Origin of the sequence: Hydrogenophaga sp. OTU3427, from assembly GCF_038440225.1 — a bacterium.
Lineage (GTDB): Bacteria > Pseudomonadota > Gammaproteobacteria > Burkholderiales > Burkholderiaceae_C > Hydrogenophaga.
Window position 1 is genome coordinate 22,805 of the sequence record NZ_JASATI010000048.1, and the last position, 15,015, is coordinate 37,819.

Consider the following 15,015-nt stretch of genomic DNA (forward strand, 5'->3'; position numbering starts at 1 on the left):
CGATGACCGCCAGTGTCTTCGACATCTTCACGGTAGGCATCGGTCCGTCCAGTTCCCACACCGTGGGGCCGATGATCGCCGCCCACCGTTTTGCCCATCGGTTGGCGCAGCAGGGTTGGTTGTCCAGGGTCAGGCAGCTGCGGGTGGAGCTGTATGGTTCGCTGGGGGCCACCGGGCGTGGCCATGGAACGGACAAGGCCGTGCTGCTGGGGCTGGAGGGCCAGCAGCCCGACAGCCTGGACCCGGAAACCGTGGCCACACGCCTGGCCGCCATCCGAAAAAGTGGTCAGCTCCTGCTGCTCGCGCGCCAACCCGTAGCTCGGGAGACCCAGGCACCCTGGCTGCACTTTCGCCGCGATACCCTGCCACGCCATCCCAATGGCATGAGGTTCCACGCCTTCGACGGCGCCGGCGACGCTGTCGTGGCCGATTACTACGCTGTGGGGGGCGGTGTCGTGGCATCGGACGATGAGCTGACGCTCCGTCCGGCCGCCGGTGCCACGGCCCCGCCGTTTCCGTTTCGCAGCGGGGCCGAGCTGGTTCAGCGGTGTCGCGATGCCGGCTTGAGTATTGCCCAACTGATTTACGAAAACGAACAGGCCTGGCGTCCCGCTGCCGAGGTGGTGGACGGTGTCCAGCGCATCCGTATCGTGATGGCGGAAACCATCGCCCGGGGTTGCCGCATCGATGGCGAACTGCCCGGCCCCCTGCGGGTGCGGCGGCGGGCGGCGGCGCTGCACCGGAAATTGATGTCGCGCTCGGAAGAGTCGCCCCGCGACCCGCTGTCGGCGCTGGACTGGGTGAACCTCTACGCCATGGCTGTCACCGAGGAGAACGCGGCGGGTGGACGCGTCGTGGCGGCACCTTCCAACGGGGCTGCTGGCGTGGTACCGGCCGTGCTGCAGTATTACCTCAAGTTCGTACCGGGTAGCAGCGAGGAGGGCAGCTTCAATTTCCTGCTCACCGCCGCGGCCATCGGCCTGATCTACAAGGCCAGCACCCCGATGTCGGGTGCTGAGCTCGGGTGCCAGGGCGAGGTGGGCGTGGCCTGCTCGATGGCTGCCGGTGCGCTGGCAGCGGTGTTGGGTGGAACGGTGGGCCAGGTCGAGCATGCCGCCCAGATCGGCATGGAGCACAACCTGGGCATGACCTGTGACCCGATGGGCGGACTGGTGCAGAACCCTTGTATCGAACGCAACGCCATGGGGGCCATCAAGGCCATCAATGCCGCACGCATGGCGCTGTGCGGAGAGCGGCAACAAGTGGTCTCTCTCGACAAGGTGATCCGAACCATGATGCAGACCGGTGCGGACATGAAGACCAAATACAAGGAAGCGTCACGCGGTGATTTGACTGTGAATGTCGTTGAATGCTGAGTGCCGGCCAGCGGTGACCAGACCGCGCCGGAGCGGGAAGACCCCCGCAACGCCATGGACGGGGCCGTGTCCCTTGGGCTCCGTCAGTGGAACTCGGTCCGCGCCGGGAAGACCTCGCGGTAATTGGTCACCGCGGGGCTGTCATTGGGGACGGTGAACAGGCCCGCGTCTTCAAGTGTCATCGCGTTCTGCTGGCGGTTCTGTTCGCGGAACACCTTGGGCGACTGGCCCGTGACCTTGCGAAATTCCCGGCCGAGGTGGGAGGCGTCCGAGAAGCCGCAGGCTGTCGCAATGTGCGAAATCGATTTGCCGCTGTTGGTCAGCAGCCAGGTCGCCGCGCGCAGCCGCAGCGAACGGGCGTAGTTCTGTGGACTTTGACCTGTGCAGGTCTTGAACAGCCGCTCCAGTTGGCGACTTGACATGTTGAGTTTCTGTGCCAGGTCCGTCATCTGCAGCCCGCCGGCCAGGTTTTGCTCCATCAGAAGCACCGCGCGGCGAATTTTTGGATGATCGCTGGGCTCGGTGCCGGGTGGATGAGGCTGGGGCGTTGTCACGTGGCTGAGCTCGTCCACTTGCAGGATGCGCAACGTCTTTTGCACCAACGAGGCGTGGAAGTGGCGCGACAGGATGGCGGCAGCCACATCGATGGAGGCCCGTCCGCCCGAACAGGTGATGCGCCGGCGGTCCATCACGAAGAGCCGGTCGGCCACCAGCCGCTTTTCGTCGCAGTCAGGAAAACGCTCCAAAAAATCCCAATAGTGGAACCAGCTCACGCACATCTTGTGGTTGTCCAGCACACCGGCGCGGTACAGCGCGAACGTACCGGTGCAGATGCCCACCAGGGTGGCATCGGTCTTCGCGGCGCGACGGATCTGCTCGAGCATGGCGTTGCCAGTCTGCTGGCCCTGGTGCAACAGGCCTCCGATGAACACGATGTAGTCAAAATGCTCGCGGGACTTCAAGACCGTCTCCAGCGTATCCCAGGGCAGTATGGCCACGCCACAGCTGGAGCGCACCGGCTCCATGGTTTCGCCCAGCACCTTCCACGTGCACCGAACCGGTTTGCTGAAGTCGCCCTCATCGGCGGTGAGGCGCAGCGTATCGATGAAGCCCGAGAAGGCCGTCATGGTGAAGTTTGCCAACGGCACGATGGCAAAGCGCAGGGGTACAGGTGCGGTGGATGGCATGAACTTCCTTGATTCGGAGCGGGCACTGATATGCAAGAAACGCGCCTGTCAGGCACCAGGCATTCGCGACGTCATGAGAGGCTCTTATCAGGCGTTCGCCTACCTCAGGGTTGTCGGATGCGTTCTAGCTTGGACATAGGCACTTTGGTCTACTAGACGCACAGTGTTGCCAAGCAGTCCACCCGTCATCCTTGCTCTCAAACCGGTTTTTCGTCATGCGGCCCGGAGTCTTCTCCAAAAAGCCTGTTGAAGGCAATACGGGCAAACGCTAGCCTGTGATCCAACCTATCTCGCCAACCCGAGCCAACCATCGAGAAAGAAACACATGAGCACTCTGCACCAGGACAGTGTGGTGATCGACGGCCTGATCATCTCCAAATGGGGTCGCCCCGTCTTTGAGGACATGCGGCGCGCCGGTCTCACCGCCGCCAACTGCACCGTCTCGGTGTGGGAGAACTTCACAAAGACCGTTGCCGGCATCGCGGAGATGAAGCGCATGGTGCGTGACAACAGCGATTTGCTGACCCTGGTGCGGGGGGTGGACGACATCCACCGCGCGCGCGCTCAAGGGCGCACCGGGATCATCCTGGGCTTCCAGAATGCCCATGCCTTCGAGGACAACCTCGACTACATCGAGGCATTTGCCGACATGGGTGTCCGGGTGGTGCAGCTCTGCTACAACACGCAGAATCTGATCGGCACCGGTTGTTATGAACGTGACGGCGGCCTGTCCGGCTTTGGGCACGAGGTGATCGCCGAGATGAACCGCGTGGGCATCATGGTCGACCTCTCGCATGTGGGGGGCAACACGTCCACCGAAGCCATCCTTGCTTCGAAAAAGCCGGTCTGTTACTCACATTGCCTGCCCTCGGGTTTGAAGGAGCATCCGCGCAACAAGAGCGACGAACAGCTGAGGTTCATCGCCGATCGGGGGGGCTTCATCGGGGTCACCATGTTCAGCCCCTTCCTGCGCCGGGGTATTGATGCCACGGTGGATGACTATGTGGAAGCCATCGACTACATCATCAACCTGGTGGGGGAGGATTGTGTGGGTATCGGTACCGACTTCACGCAAGGCTATGGAAAGCCCTTCTTCGAGTGGCTGACCCACGACAAGGGCAGCTACCGCCGCCTGACCGATTTCGGTACCGTGCAGAACCCCAAAGGCATCGAAACCATCGGCGAGTTGCCCAACCTCACCGCCGCGATGGAAAAGGCCGGATGGAGGGAGTCGCGCATCCGCAAGGTGATCGGTGCCAACTGGCTGCGCGTGTTCGGCGAAGTCTGGGCGGTTTGATCCGTCAGGAGGCCAACAACCATGCAACCCCAACTCCCTATCCAGGTCGATGCCGAGACCGGCGTCTGGACCACCGACGGTTTGCCGATGCTGTATGTGCCACGGCATTTTTTCGTCAACAACCATGTCGCGGTGGAACAGGCGCTTGGGCGCGACGCCTATGCACAGATCCTGTACCAGGCCGGGCACCAGTCTGCCTGGTACTGGTGCGACAAGGAAGCCGCCACCCATGGCCTGGCCGGGATGGCGGTTTTCCGCCACTACCTGAACCGCCTGTCCCAGCGGGGCTGGGGTCTGTTCGACTTCCTCGAGGTCGATGCCGCTCGTGCCAGTGCCCAGGTGCGGTTACGCCATTCGTCCATGGTGCTTGGGCGCCCGGGTGAGACCGGTCGGCTGTGCTACATGTTCAGCGGCTGGTTCGCGGGTGCCATGGACTGGGTCTCTGACCAGGCTGGCAATCCCTTGCGTGCCCAGAGCACCGAGAGCCAATGCCAGTGTGAGGATCCGACGCACACCCATTGTGTGTTCACGGTCAACGCTCGATCGGCATCCGGCGTGACGTGAATTCCACCGGAGCGGCTGCACATGCCGCCGCTCCGGGCTCATCGGCGATGTGATTTCAAGGCACGTGCTCCAGGAGCGGGCACGGGTGCGCCTGCGATCGCCCATCTGCCGACCGAACACGCGCTGCGTGAACCGATGTCCGGCGGCCACGACGATGTCCATCCATCCGAACCGACCCAAGAATCCGAGGAAAACACACCATGTTCAGTTACCGCGACCAATCTCTCCAAGCCTCCGACCCGGCCCTGTGGGCCATCGTCCAGCAAGAGCACCAGCGCCAGGAGCAGCACATCGAGCTGATCGCCAGCGAGAACTACACCTCACCGGCCGTGATGCAGGCCCAGGGCAGCCAGCTCACCAACAAGTACGCCGAAGGCTACCCGGGCCGCCGCTACTACGGGGGCTGCGAGTTCGTCGACCAGGCCGAGCAGCTGGCCATCGACCGTGTCAAGCAGCTCTTTGGGGCCGACCGCCACGGCTGGGCCGCCAACGTGCAGGCGCACTCGGGCGCGCAGGCCAACGAGGCCGTCTTCATGGCCTTCATGAAGCCGGGTGACACCTTCATGGGCATGAACCTGGCCGAAGGCGGCCACCTCTCGCACGGTATGGCGCTGAACATGTCGGGCAAGTGGTTCAACGTGGTGAGCTACGGCCTGAACGACAAAGAAGAGATCGACTACGACGCGATGGAGCGCAAGGCCCACGAATCGAAGCCGAAGATCATCATCGCCGGCGCCTCGGCCTACGCGCTGCGCATCGACTTCGAGCGCTTCGCCCAGGTCGCCAAGGACGTGGGCGCGCTGCTGATGGTGGACATGGCCCACTACGCCGGCCTGATCGCCGCCGGCGAGTACCCTAACCCGATCCCGCACGCAGACATCGTCACCAGCACCACGCACAAGAGCCTGCGCGGCCCGCGCGGCGGCATCATCCTGATGAAGCCCGAGCACGAGAAGGCGATCAACAGCGCCATCTTCCCCGGTCTGCAGGGCGGGCCGCTGATGCACGTTATCGCGGCCAAGGCGACGGCCTTCAAGGAAGCGCTGACGCCCGAATTCAAGGCCTACCAGCAGCAGGTGGTGAAGAACGCCGCCGCGCTGGCCGAAACGCTGGTGGCGCGTGGCCTGCGCATCGTCAGCGGCCGCACCGAAAGCCACGTGATGCTGGTGGACCTGCGTGCCAAGGGCATGACCGGCAAGGCCGCCGAAGCCCTGCTGGGCCAGGCCCACATCACGGTCAACAAGAACGCCATCCCCAACGATCCCGAGAAGCCGATGGTGACCAGCGGCGTGCGCCTTGGCTCGCCGGCCATGACCACGCGCGGTTTCAGGGAAGCCGAGGCCATCAAGTTGGGGCACCTGATCGCCGACCTGCTCGACAGCCCGGACGATGAAGCGGGAATAGCCCGCGTGCGCGCCGACGTGGCCCGGCTCACTGCGGCCTTCCCGGTCTACGGCTGAAACCCGGTACCCACCATGGCACTGAGCACCTTTGATCTGTTCAAGATCGGCATCGGGCCGAGCAGCTCGCACACCGTCGGCCCCATGCGCGCGGCGCTGTTGTTCGCGCAGGCCCTGCGCGACGGTGGCCTGCTGCCCGCCGTGCGGTCGGTGCGTTGCGAGCTATACGGCTCGCTGGGTGCCACCGGCAAGGGACACGGCAGCGACAAGGCCGTGCTGCTGGGCCTGGAAGGTGAAGCGCCCGACCTGATCGACCCCGACGTGATCGCGCCGCGCCTGCAGGCCCTGCGCGGGGCGCAGTCGCTGAACCTGCTGGGCACGCACCGCATCGCCTTCAACGAGCGCGAAGGGCTCAAGTTCCTGCGCAAGGCCTTGCCCTTCCACCCCAACGGCATGTGCCTGTTCGCCTTCGATGGCGGCGGCGCGACCCTGCTGGCAAAAACCTACTACTCCATCGGTGGTGGTTTTGTGATCCAGCAGAGCGAAGCGGGCGAACCCGCGCTGGTGCCCGACGCCACCGTCCTGCCACACCCCTTCACCACCGGCGACGAACTGCTGCGGCGCTGCACCGAGAGTGGGCTGAGCATCGCGCAGCTGATGTGGCGCAACGAACTGGCCTGGCGTGATGCCGACACGGTGCGCACGGGCTTGCTGAAAATCTGGTCCGTGATGCAGGCTTGCGTGAAGCGCGGCGTGGCGACCGAGGGCACGCTGCCCGGGGGGTTCCAGGTCAAGCGGCGGGCCGCCGAGCTGTACCGCTCGCTCACCGTGCAACCGGAAGCGGCGCTCAAGGACCCGTTGCAGGTGATGGACTGGATCAACCTCTACGCCCTGGCTGTCAACGAGGAAAACGCCGCCGGTGGCCGCGTGGTCACCGCGCCCACCAACGGCGCGGCCGGCATCGTGCCGGCGGTGCTGCACTACTACAGCCGCTTCGTGCCCGGTGCCCATGAGCAGGGCGTGATCGACTTCCTGCTGACGGCCGCCGCCATCGGCATCCTCTACAAGGAAAACGCCAGCATCAGCGGCGCCGAGGTCGGCTGCCAGGGCGAGGTCGGCGTGGCCTGCTCCATGGCGGCGGGTGCGCTCGCCCAGGTCATGGGCGGCACGCCCGAGCAGGTGGAAAACGCCGCCGAGATCGGCATGGAACACCACCTGGGCCTGACCTGCGACCCGGTGGGCGGCCTGGTGCAGATCCCCTGCATTGAGCGCAACGCCATCGCCTCGGTCAAGGCCATCAACGCCGCCCGCATGGCGCTGCGTGGCAACGGCACCCACTTCGTCAGCCTGGACAAGGTCATCAAGACCATGCGGCAGACGGGCGCGGACATGCTGACCAAATACAAGGAAACGTCCCGAGGCGGACTGGCCGTGAACATCGTCGAGTGCTGAAAGAGAAGAGAGAAGGACCCCCACCATGCAGAACTTTTCCATCTGGTCACTGCTGCGCAACAGCATGTCCTACCACGAAGGCTGGCAGAAGCAGTGGCGCTCGCCCGAACCCAAGCGCGAGTACGACGTCGTCGTGGTTGGGGCCGGCGGCCACGGCCTGGCCACCGCCTACTACCTGGCCAAGGAACACGGCGTGCGCAACATCGCCGTGATCGAAAAGGGCTACCTGGGTGGCGGCAACACGGCGCGCAACACCACCATCGTGCGCTCCAACTACCTGTGGGACGAGTCCACCGCCCTGTATGAGAAATCCATGCAGCTGTGGGAAGGCCTGTCGCAGGACCTGAACTACAACGTCATGTTCAGCCAGCGCGGCGTGCTCAACCTGGGCCACACGCTGCAGGAGATGCGAGACATCGAGCGCCGCGTCAATGCCAACCGCCTGAACGGCGTGGACGGCGAGGTGGTGACGCCGGCGCAGATCAAGGAAATGATCCCGTTCATCAACCTGAACACACGCTATCCCGTACTGGGCGCCTCGCTGCAGCGGCGCGGCGGCGTGGCCCGGCACGACGCGGTGGCCTGGGGCTTTGCGCGAGCGGCCGACGCGCACGGCGTCGACATCATCCAGAACTGCGAGGTCATCGGCATCGGCCGCGAGGATGGCCAGGTGACCGGCGTGGACACGGTCAAGGGTTTCATCAAGGCCAAGAAGGTCGCCATCGTCTCCGCCGGGCATTCCAGCGTGATCGCGAGCATGGCCGGCATCCGCCTGCCGATCGAGAGCAAGCCCCTGCAGGCGCTGGTGTCGGAGCCGCTCAAGCCTATCTTCCCCTGCGTGCTGATGAGCAACGCCATCCACGCCTACATCAGCCAGTCCGACAAGGGCGACCTGGTGATCGGCGCCGGCGTGGACCAGTACAACGGCTACGGGCAGCGCGGCAGCTATCACACCATCGAACACACGCTGCAGGCCATCGTCGAGATGTTCCCGATGTTCTCGCGCGTGCGCATGAATCGGCAGTGGGGCGGCATCGTGGACGTGTCGCCCGACGCCTGTCCCATCATCGGCCTCACGCCGGTCAAGGGCCTCTACATCAACTGCGGCTGGGGCACGGGTGGCTTCAAGGCCACGCCCGGCTCTGGCTGGGCCATGGCCCACACCGTGGCGCAGGACCGCCCGCACGAACTCAACGCATCGCTGTGCCTGGACCGTTTCTACAACGGCCACCTGATCGATGAACACGGCGCGGCCGGCGTCGCCCACTGAGCCACGGAGGAAAACCACCATGTTGCAAATCAACTGTCCCTGGTGCGGCACGCGCGCCGAGATCGAATTCACCTGTGGCGGCGAGGGCGGCATCGTGCGCCCGCTCGATTCGGAAGCGATGGACGACCGCCAGTGGGGCGACTACGTCTTCATGCGCGAGAACCCCAAGGGCCTGCACCACGAGCAGTGGCGCCACGCCAGCGGCTGCGGTCGCTGGTTCAACGCGCTGCGCCACACCGTGAACTACCGATTCGAAGCGACCTGGAAGATCGGCGAACCCGCGCCGGCCGAGGCCGCTGCCTACCTGAACCAAGGAGCTGCCCGATGAGCGCCCGTCTGTCCACCGGTGGCCGCGTCGACCGCCGCCGCTCCCTGAACTTCAGCTTCAACGGCCGCGCCTACCAGGGCCTGGAAGGCGACACCCTGGCCTCGGCCCTGCTGGCCAACGGCTTAAGCATGGTGGCCCGCAGCTGGAAGTACCACCGCCCGCGTGGCATCCTGTCGGCCGGCGTCGAGGAACCCAATGCGCTGGTGCAGCTGTTCGACGGTGCCCGCACCGTGCCCAACGCACGCATGACCGAGGTGGCGCTGGTGAACGGCCTGAGCGCCCGCTCCATCCACGCCAAGCCCAGCATCGAGTTCGACACCGGCGCGGTCAACGGCTGGTTCTCGCGCCTGATTCCGGCCGGCTTCTACTACAAGACCTTCATGGCGTCGCAGGCCGCGTGGCACTTCTTCGAGAAGCACATCCGCGCCGCCAGCGGCCTGGGCGTGTCGCCGACCGAACACGACCCCGACCGCTACGACAAGCGCTACGCGCACTGCGATGTGCTGGTGGTCGGTGCCGGCATCGCCGGCCTGACGGCGGCGCTGACCGCGGCCCGTGCCGGTGCCCGCGTGGTGCTGTGCGACGAACAGGCGGAGGCCGGAGGCTGGTTGCTCTCCAGCGACGAATCCGTCGACGGCCAGCCGGCCGCCCAGTGGGTGGCCCAGGCGCTGAACGAGCTGGCCGCGCTGTCCGACGTGACCGTGCTGCCGCGAACCACCGCCTTCGGCTACCAGGACCACGATCTGGTCACGCTGGTCGAGCGCCGTGGTGATCACCTGCCGGCCGACCAGGCCCCGGTGTTCCGCGAGCGCCTGTGGCGCGTGCGGGCCAGGCAGGTGGTGATCGCCACCGGCGCACACGAGCGCCCGCTGGTGTTCGGCAACAACGACCTGCCGGGCACCATGCTGGCCGGTGCGGTGTCCACCTACATCCGCCGCTACGCGGTGCTGCCCGGCCGCAACGCCGTGGTCTTCACCAACAACGACGCCGGCTACGACGCGGCGCTGGCGCTCCAGGCGGCCGGTGCCAGCGTGCAGGTGGTCGATGCGCGCGCGCAACCTTCGGGCTCGCTGAGCCAGAAGGCCAAGGCACAGGGAATCACCGTGCTGGCCGGCCATGTCGTCACCGAAGCCCGCGGCGGTAAGCGTGTGAGCGCCGTGGTGGTGCAGGCCATCGACGGCCAGGACCGGCTCAGTGGCTCCGTGCGTGAGATCGCTTGTGATCTGGTCGCCCTGTCGGGCGGCGTCAGCCCAGTGATCCACCTGCAGTGCCAGGCGGGCAGCAAGGCGGTGTGGAGCGATGCACAGGCCGCCTTCCTGCCGGGCGCGCCGGCGCAATCGGAAATGTCCGCTGGTGCTTGCGCCGGCCAGCTCACGCTCAAGGCCTGTGCCGAGGGGGGGGCGGCCGCCGGTGCCCAGGCGCTCAAGGTGTTGGGCCTGTCGGCCAACGCGGCGGCTCCGGCCGTGGCGGTGCAGGACGCGGGCAGCATCCGTGCGCTGTGGCTGGTGCCGCACGCCAGGCCGGTGAGCCGCGCGCCCAAGCAGTTCGTCGATCTGCAGAACGATGTGGCCGCGTCCGACATCCACCTCGCGGTGCGCGAAGGTTTCGAGTCCATCGAACACGTCAAGCGCTACACCGCCATGGGCTTCGGCACCGACCAGGGCAAGACTGGCAACATTAACGGCATGGGCATAGTCGCCCTGGCGCTGGGCAAGTCGATTCCGCAGGTCGGGACCACCACCTTCCGTCCCAACTACACGCCGGTGACCTTCGGCGCCGTGGCAGGCCTGGAGCTGGGCGAGGCCTTCGACCCGGTCCGCACCACCACCATGCACGCTTGGCACGTGAAGCAGGGCGCGCTGTTCGAGGACGTGGGCCAGTGGAAACGCCCTTGGTACTACCCCAGGCCCGGCGAGGACCTGCACGCGGCGGTGGCGCGCGAGACGCTGGCGGTGCGCAACGGCGTCGGCACACTGGACGGCTCGACCCTGGGCAAGATCGACATCCAGGGCCCGGATGCGAGCGTGCTGCTCAACTGGGTCTACAGCAACGCCTGGTCCAAGCTGGAGGTCGGCAAGTGCCGCTACGGCCTGATGCTGGACGAAAACGGCATGGTGTTCGACGATGGCGTGACCGTGCGCCTGGCCGAGAACCACTACCTGATGCATACCACCTCGGGCGGCGCGGCGCGCGTGCTGGCCTGGATGGAGCGCTGGCTGCAGACCGAGTGGCCACACCTCAAGGTCTACCTGACCAGCGCGACCGACCACTGGTCGACGTCCATCGTCGCCGGCCCCAAGAGCCGCGCCGTGCTGCAGAAGATCTGCAAGGACGTGGATTTCGACGACACGGCCTTTCCCTTCATGTCCTACCGCGAAGGCACGGTGGCCGGCGCGAATGGGGACAAAGTCCGGGCCCGCATCATGCGCATCAGCTTCTCGGGCGAGCGCTGCTACGAAGTCAACGTGGCGGCCAACGACGGCCTGAAGGTCTGGGAGGCGATCCACGCCGCGGGGGCCGAATTCAACATCACCCCCTATGGCACCGAAACCATGCACGTGCTGCGCGCCGAGAAGGGCTACATCATCATCGGCCAGGACACTGACGGCTCCGTCACGCCCATGGACCTGGGCATGGGCGGCCTGGTCACCAAGACCAAGGACTGCCTGGGCAAACGCTCGCTGACCCGCGAAGACACGGTGCGCACCGACCGCAAGCAGCTGGTCGGCCTGCTGCCGGATGACCCCAAGGTCGTGCTGACCGAGGGCGCGCAGATCCTCAACGAGGCACCCACCGGCCCGACCGCGCCCATGGTTGGCCATGTGACGTCCAGCTACATGAGTCCGACGCTGGGCCACTCCATCGCCATGGCCCTGGTCAAGGGTGGTCTGAACCGCATGGGCGAGAAGGTCTGCATCTTCCAGGGTGGACCCAACGGCGTTGTTGTTCACACCGCCACCATCACCAGCCCGGTCTTCTTCGATCCCAAAGCGGAGCGCCAAAATGCTTGAATCCCTTCAGCGCCCCGTGGCGCCCATGGGCCGCGTGCCCACCACGCGGGCCTCGACCGAACAGTCCCTGCTGGCCGGCTGGCGCCATGGCCTGGCCATCCTCAACCTGCGCGGCAACCCCGACGACGCGGCCTTCCGCGATGGCGTGTTGCAGGCCCTCGGCCTGGCGTTGCCCACGCAGGCCTGCACCAGCGTGGCCAGCGAGACACACCGCCTAGTCTGGGTCGGGCCGGACGACTGGTTCGTCATCGGGCCAAAGGGGACGGCCGATGCCATCGAGGCCCGGCTGCGCCAGGCCCTGGCCGGGCAGCATTTCGCCGTCACCGACGTCAGCAGCGGCTACACCGTGCTGCACCTGAGCGGCCAGCCTGTGCGCGAGGTGCTGGCCCAGGGCTGTCCGCTGGACCTGCATCCGCGCGTGTTCGGTCCGGGCACGGCCGCCGGTTCCGTCTTCTTCAAGGCCTCGGTGTGGCTGTGGCAGACCGACGGGGCGCCGGTCTACGAGGTGCTGGTGCGCCACAGCTTCCGCGGCTACGTGTGGCTGATGCTGGAGCGTTGCACATCCGAGTGTGGTCTGGTGACCCGGCGTTTCCCATGAACGCGACCTGGACCGTCAGGATCGAGCGCCTGGAAACCCAGTTGCCGGTGGGCATCTACGCCCATGAGCAGGACGCGCAGCCGGTGTGGGTCAGCCTGACCGCCACCGGCGAGGCCAGTGCGGCACCCGGTTCGCTGGACGAGTGTTTTGACTACGAGCCGCTGTGCCGCTGGTTGACACAGGTGTGGCCGGCCACCCCGCACACCCCGTTGCTGGAGACCCGCGTCAACCAGGTCATGGCCTTCGTCTTTGCGGCGGACCCACGGGTCCACAAGGTCTGGGTCGGCTTGTACAAGCAACGCGTCAGCCAGCAGGCGCTGGCCGTTGGCATGGAGCGCGCGGCTTCACGCACCGAGTTCGAGGCCCTGCGCCTGTCGGCGGTCGACACAGCCGCCATGCTTCAAACGCTCACGCAAGAAGGGGAAAGCCATGCCAGTCTCGCCCAATGACATCGCCCGTTATGTGTTGACCCTGGCCGTGGCCAGCGAGCGTGGACAGGTGGCCGCCATGGTGGCGCTGCTGGAGCAGCATGGCGCCTACATCGAGGAGTTCGCGGTGTTCGACGACGCGCTGGTCTCTCGCTTCTACGTGCGCATCGTGTTCCGACTGGAAGGGGAGAGGGCCACCGGCATCGGGGCCCTGCGCGAGGCCTATGCCCGGCTGATGGACGGCTTCGACGGCGCGGAGGGGGCCATCCACGATCTGAGCCGGCCCACGCGGGTGATGATCATGGTGTCCAAGGCCGACCACTGCCTGCGCGACCTGCTGGCCCAGTGGCGTCGCAAGGAGCTGAACATGGACATCGTCGCGGTGGTGTCCAACCACGCCGACCTGGGGTCGCTGGCCACGGCAGAAGGCATTCCATTCCACCACCTGCCGATCACCGCTGACACCAAGCCGCAGCAGGAAGCGGCGCTGATGGCCCGCATTGGGCAGCACGAAGCCGAGCTGGTGGTGCTGGCGCGCTACATGCAGGTGCTGTCGGAGGACATGTGCGAGAAGCTGGCCGGCCGCGTCATCAACATCCACCATTCCTTTCTGCCTGGCTTCAAAGGCGCCCGGCCTTATGAGCAGGCGCACGCCCGTGGCGTGAAGTTGATCGGCGCCACGGCCCACTTCGCCACCAGCGATCTGGACGAAGGCCCCATCATCGAACAGGCCCTGGAGCGCGTGGACCACGCCTACAGCCCCGAGCAACTGCTCAGCACGGGGCGCAGTGTTGAATGCCTTGCGCTCAGCCGTGCGCTCCGATTTGTGCTGGAACACAGGGTGTTCATCAACGGGCTGCGGACAGTCGTCCTCAGGTGACGGGTGTCGAGGGCGCGGGCACGGGCACAAAGGTCATTTTGATGGCTCGCTGCCGAAGGGCAGGCGGCACAAAGGCTTCGTGAAAGCCCATATGGACCGCCCAGGCCCGTTCGAGCCGCGGTCTGCTTGAGGACATCGGCCTCGTCATCCCGCAGGCCATGGTGGGTTCACGCCTTCGCGGCCTGGTGCCCCAGCCTCTTGGAAATTTCAGCCGCGCAGCTCTTGATCACCTCCATGACCTGTACCTCGCAGAAGAAGCGGATGTGCCAGTGGATGTCGCGCCCCCGGATGCCGACGTGCTCGACGTAGGCGTGGATGGTGGGATGAAGGGGGGCGGTCTCGTTTTCTTTCCGGGAGCACGGACCCTCACACCATCGTGGATCGCCGCCAGTCCGTGATCCACGCCAGCATCTGGTCCGCCGGCATGGGCGAGATGGGGGGAGCTGCGTGGTACTCTTGCGTATGGATTCATCAGCACACCGGGGATAGATGCTCCAGTAACAGTCGTTCTGGCTGGGCGAGCGCATCGAAATCCAATGTTGCGTTCACTGATTCGAAAGTGAAACGAACGCCACCTCCAACGCATGGCGAAAGTGGGGCCCGATCTGTTTGGTCGCCATCGCGAGGTCCAAGCCGGCGCGCGCCAAACGGATAGCGGCATCGAAACTCGCCACGACGGCTCAGCAGCGCTTCAACCGTTCGTGGCCTGGATTGTTCCGCGTTTATGCGGCTTTGAAAGTAGCTGTGCGGTCCTTCCTGGGGACGTTTCTCTCAGGATGTCACCAGCCGTCATTAGAACCAGGCTCAGTCAGGCAAGTCCAAACGATTTCCTTAGGCCCTTTCCGACAGGACCAGCGGGCATGAAGCGACGCAGCTTGGACAGGATCGAGGCCTCGCCTTTGGGCGTATGACGCATCTTCCATGCACCCAAGGCGGCATCGACGATTGTGGTGGCAACCCCCTCGGGCTCGGGTGCATTTCGAACGTTGTTCTGAATTGCCTGGGCGACGACACCCAGCTCCTTGTTGTAGTCAGGGATTCTGGATTCGGTTTGCGGCGCGTTGAGATCGAGGTTCGTTTTGGTGAAGGAAGGTTCGACAAGTGCGACGCGAACGCCGAACTGACGCACCTCGTGGTCCAGCGTCTCGGAAAGTCCTTCCACGGCATGTTTGGAGGCTGAATAGAGCGCCATGTAAGGCGCTGGCAGAAAGCCCAGTACCGAGC

Annotated in this window: 13 protein-coding genes; 11 read left to right on the top strand and 2 right to left on the bottom strand. The window is 65.5% G+C overall.

Annotation, left to right across the window (positions count from 1 at the left end; genetic code table 11):
* Nucleotides 1-2 precede the first annotated feature (2 nt).
* Nucleotides 3-1,376: an L-serine ammonia-lyase gene (locus tag AAHB17_RS20590; protein ID WP_342132762.1), complete on the top strand. Its 1,374-nt coding sequence runs from the start codon at nt 3-5 to the stop codon at nt 1,374-1,376.
* An 83-nt stretch (nt 1,377-1,459) separates the two neighbouring features.
* Here the strand turns inward: AAHB17_RS20590 and AAHB17_RS20595 are convergent, their stop codons facing one another.
* On the bottom strand, nt 1,460-2,563 hold the full coding sequence (locus tag AAHB17_RS20595) for a GlxA family transcriptional regulator (RefSeq protein WP_342132764.1): 1,104 nt from the start codon (nt 2,561-2,563) through the stop codon (nt 1,460-1,462).
* A 325-nt stretch (nt 2,564-2,888) separates the two neighbouring features.
* On the opposite strand from AAHB17_RS20595, the gene AAHB17_RS20600 reads away from it, so the two are divergent.
* From AAHB17_RS20600 to AAHB17_RS20645, 10 genes are all read left to right on the top strand, one after another.
* Entirely contained in the window at nt 2,889-3,860 is a 972-nt protein-coding gene (locus tag AAHB17_RS20600; protein WP_342132766.1) for a dipeptidase, read from the top strand.
* Between the two features lie 21 nt (nt 3,861-3,881).
* The gene (locus AAHB17_RS20605) at nt 3,882-4,424 is read left to right on the top strand and encodes a DUF5943 domain-containing protein (RefSeq protein WP_342132768.1); all 543 of its coding nucleotides are present in this window, start codon (nt 3,882-3,884) and stop codon (nt 4,422-4,424) included.
* A gap of 200 nt (nt 4,425-4,624) precedes the next feature.
* Nucleotides 4,625-5,884, top strand: a complete 1,260-nt coding sequence (glyA, locus tag AAHB17_RS20610) for a serine hydroxymethyltransferase (protein WP_342132770.1) — start codon at nt 4,625-4,627, stop codon at nt 5,882-5,884.
* 15 nt (nt 5,885-5,899) lie between these two features.
* Entirely contained in the window at nt 5,900-7,276 is a 1,377-nt protein-coding gene (locus tag AAHB17_RS20615) for an L-serine ammonia-lyase (protein WP_342132772.1), read from the top strand.
* Nucleotides 7,277-7,301: 25 nt separating this feature from the next.
* Nucleotides 7,302-8,546, top strand: a complete 1,245-nt coding sequence (locus AAHB17_RS20620; RefSeq protein WP_342132773.1) for a sarcosine oxidase subunit beta family protein — start codon at nt 7,302-7,304, stop codon at nt 8,544-8,546.
* 19 nt (nt 8,547-8,565) lie between these two features.
* Nucleotides 8,566-8,874: a sarcosine oxidase subunit delta gene (locus tag AAHB17_RS20625; RefSeq protein ID WP_342132774.1), complete on the top strand. Its 309-nt coding sequence runs from the start codon at nt 8,566-8,568 to the stop codon at nt 8,872-8,874.
* Nucleotides 8,871-11,885 carry a sarcosine oxidase subunit alpha family protein gene (locus AAHB17_RS20630; RefSeq protein ID WP_342132775.1) on the top strand — a complete coding sequence of 1,005 codons (3,015 nt, stop codon included), beginning with the start codon at nt 8,871-8,873 and terminating at the stop codon, nt 11,883-11,885. Before AAHB17_RS20625 ends, AAHB17_RS20630 begins: the two co-directional genes overlap by 4 nt.
* Nucleotides 11,878-12,483, top strand: coding sequence for a sarcosine oxidase subunit gamma (locus AAHB17_RS20635; protein ID WP_342132777.1), 606 nt, complete (start codon nt 11,878-11,880; stop codon nt 12,481-12,483). Before AAHB17_RS20630 ends, AAHB17_RS20635 begins: the two co-directional genes overlap by 8 nt.
* On the top strand, nt 12,480-12,932 hold the full coding sequence (locus tag AAHB17_RS20640; RefSeq protein ID WP_342132778.1) for a dihydroneopterin aldolase: 453 nt from the start codon (nt 12,480-12,482) through the stop codon (nt 12,930-12,932). Before AAHB17_RS20635 ends, AAHB17_RS20640 begins: the two co-directional genes overlap by 4 nt.
* Nucleotides 12,913-13,791: a formyltetrahydrofolate deformylase gene (locus AAHB17_RS20645; protein WP_342132779.1), complete on the top strand. Its 879-nt coding sequence runs from the start codon at nt 12,913-12,915 to the stop codon at nt 13,789-13,791. Before AAHB17_RS20640 ends, AAHB17_RS20645 begins: the two co-directional genes overlap by 20 nt.
* Before the next feature lie 808 nt (nt 13,792-14,599).
* On the opposite strand, the gene AAHB17_RS20650 is transcribed toward AAHB17_RS20645, so the two are convergent.
* The coding region (locus tag AAHB17_RS20650) for an SDR family NAD(P)-dependent oxidoreductase (protein ID WP_342132780.1) at nt 14,600-15,015 on the bottom strand (416 nt) is incomplete at its 5' end.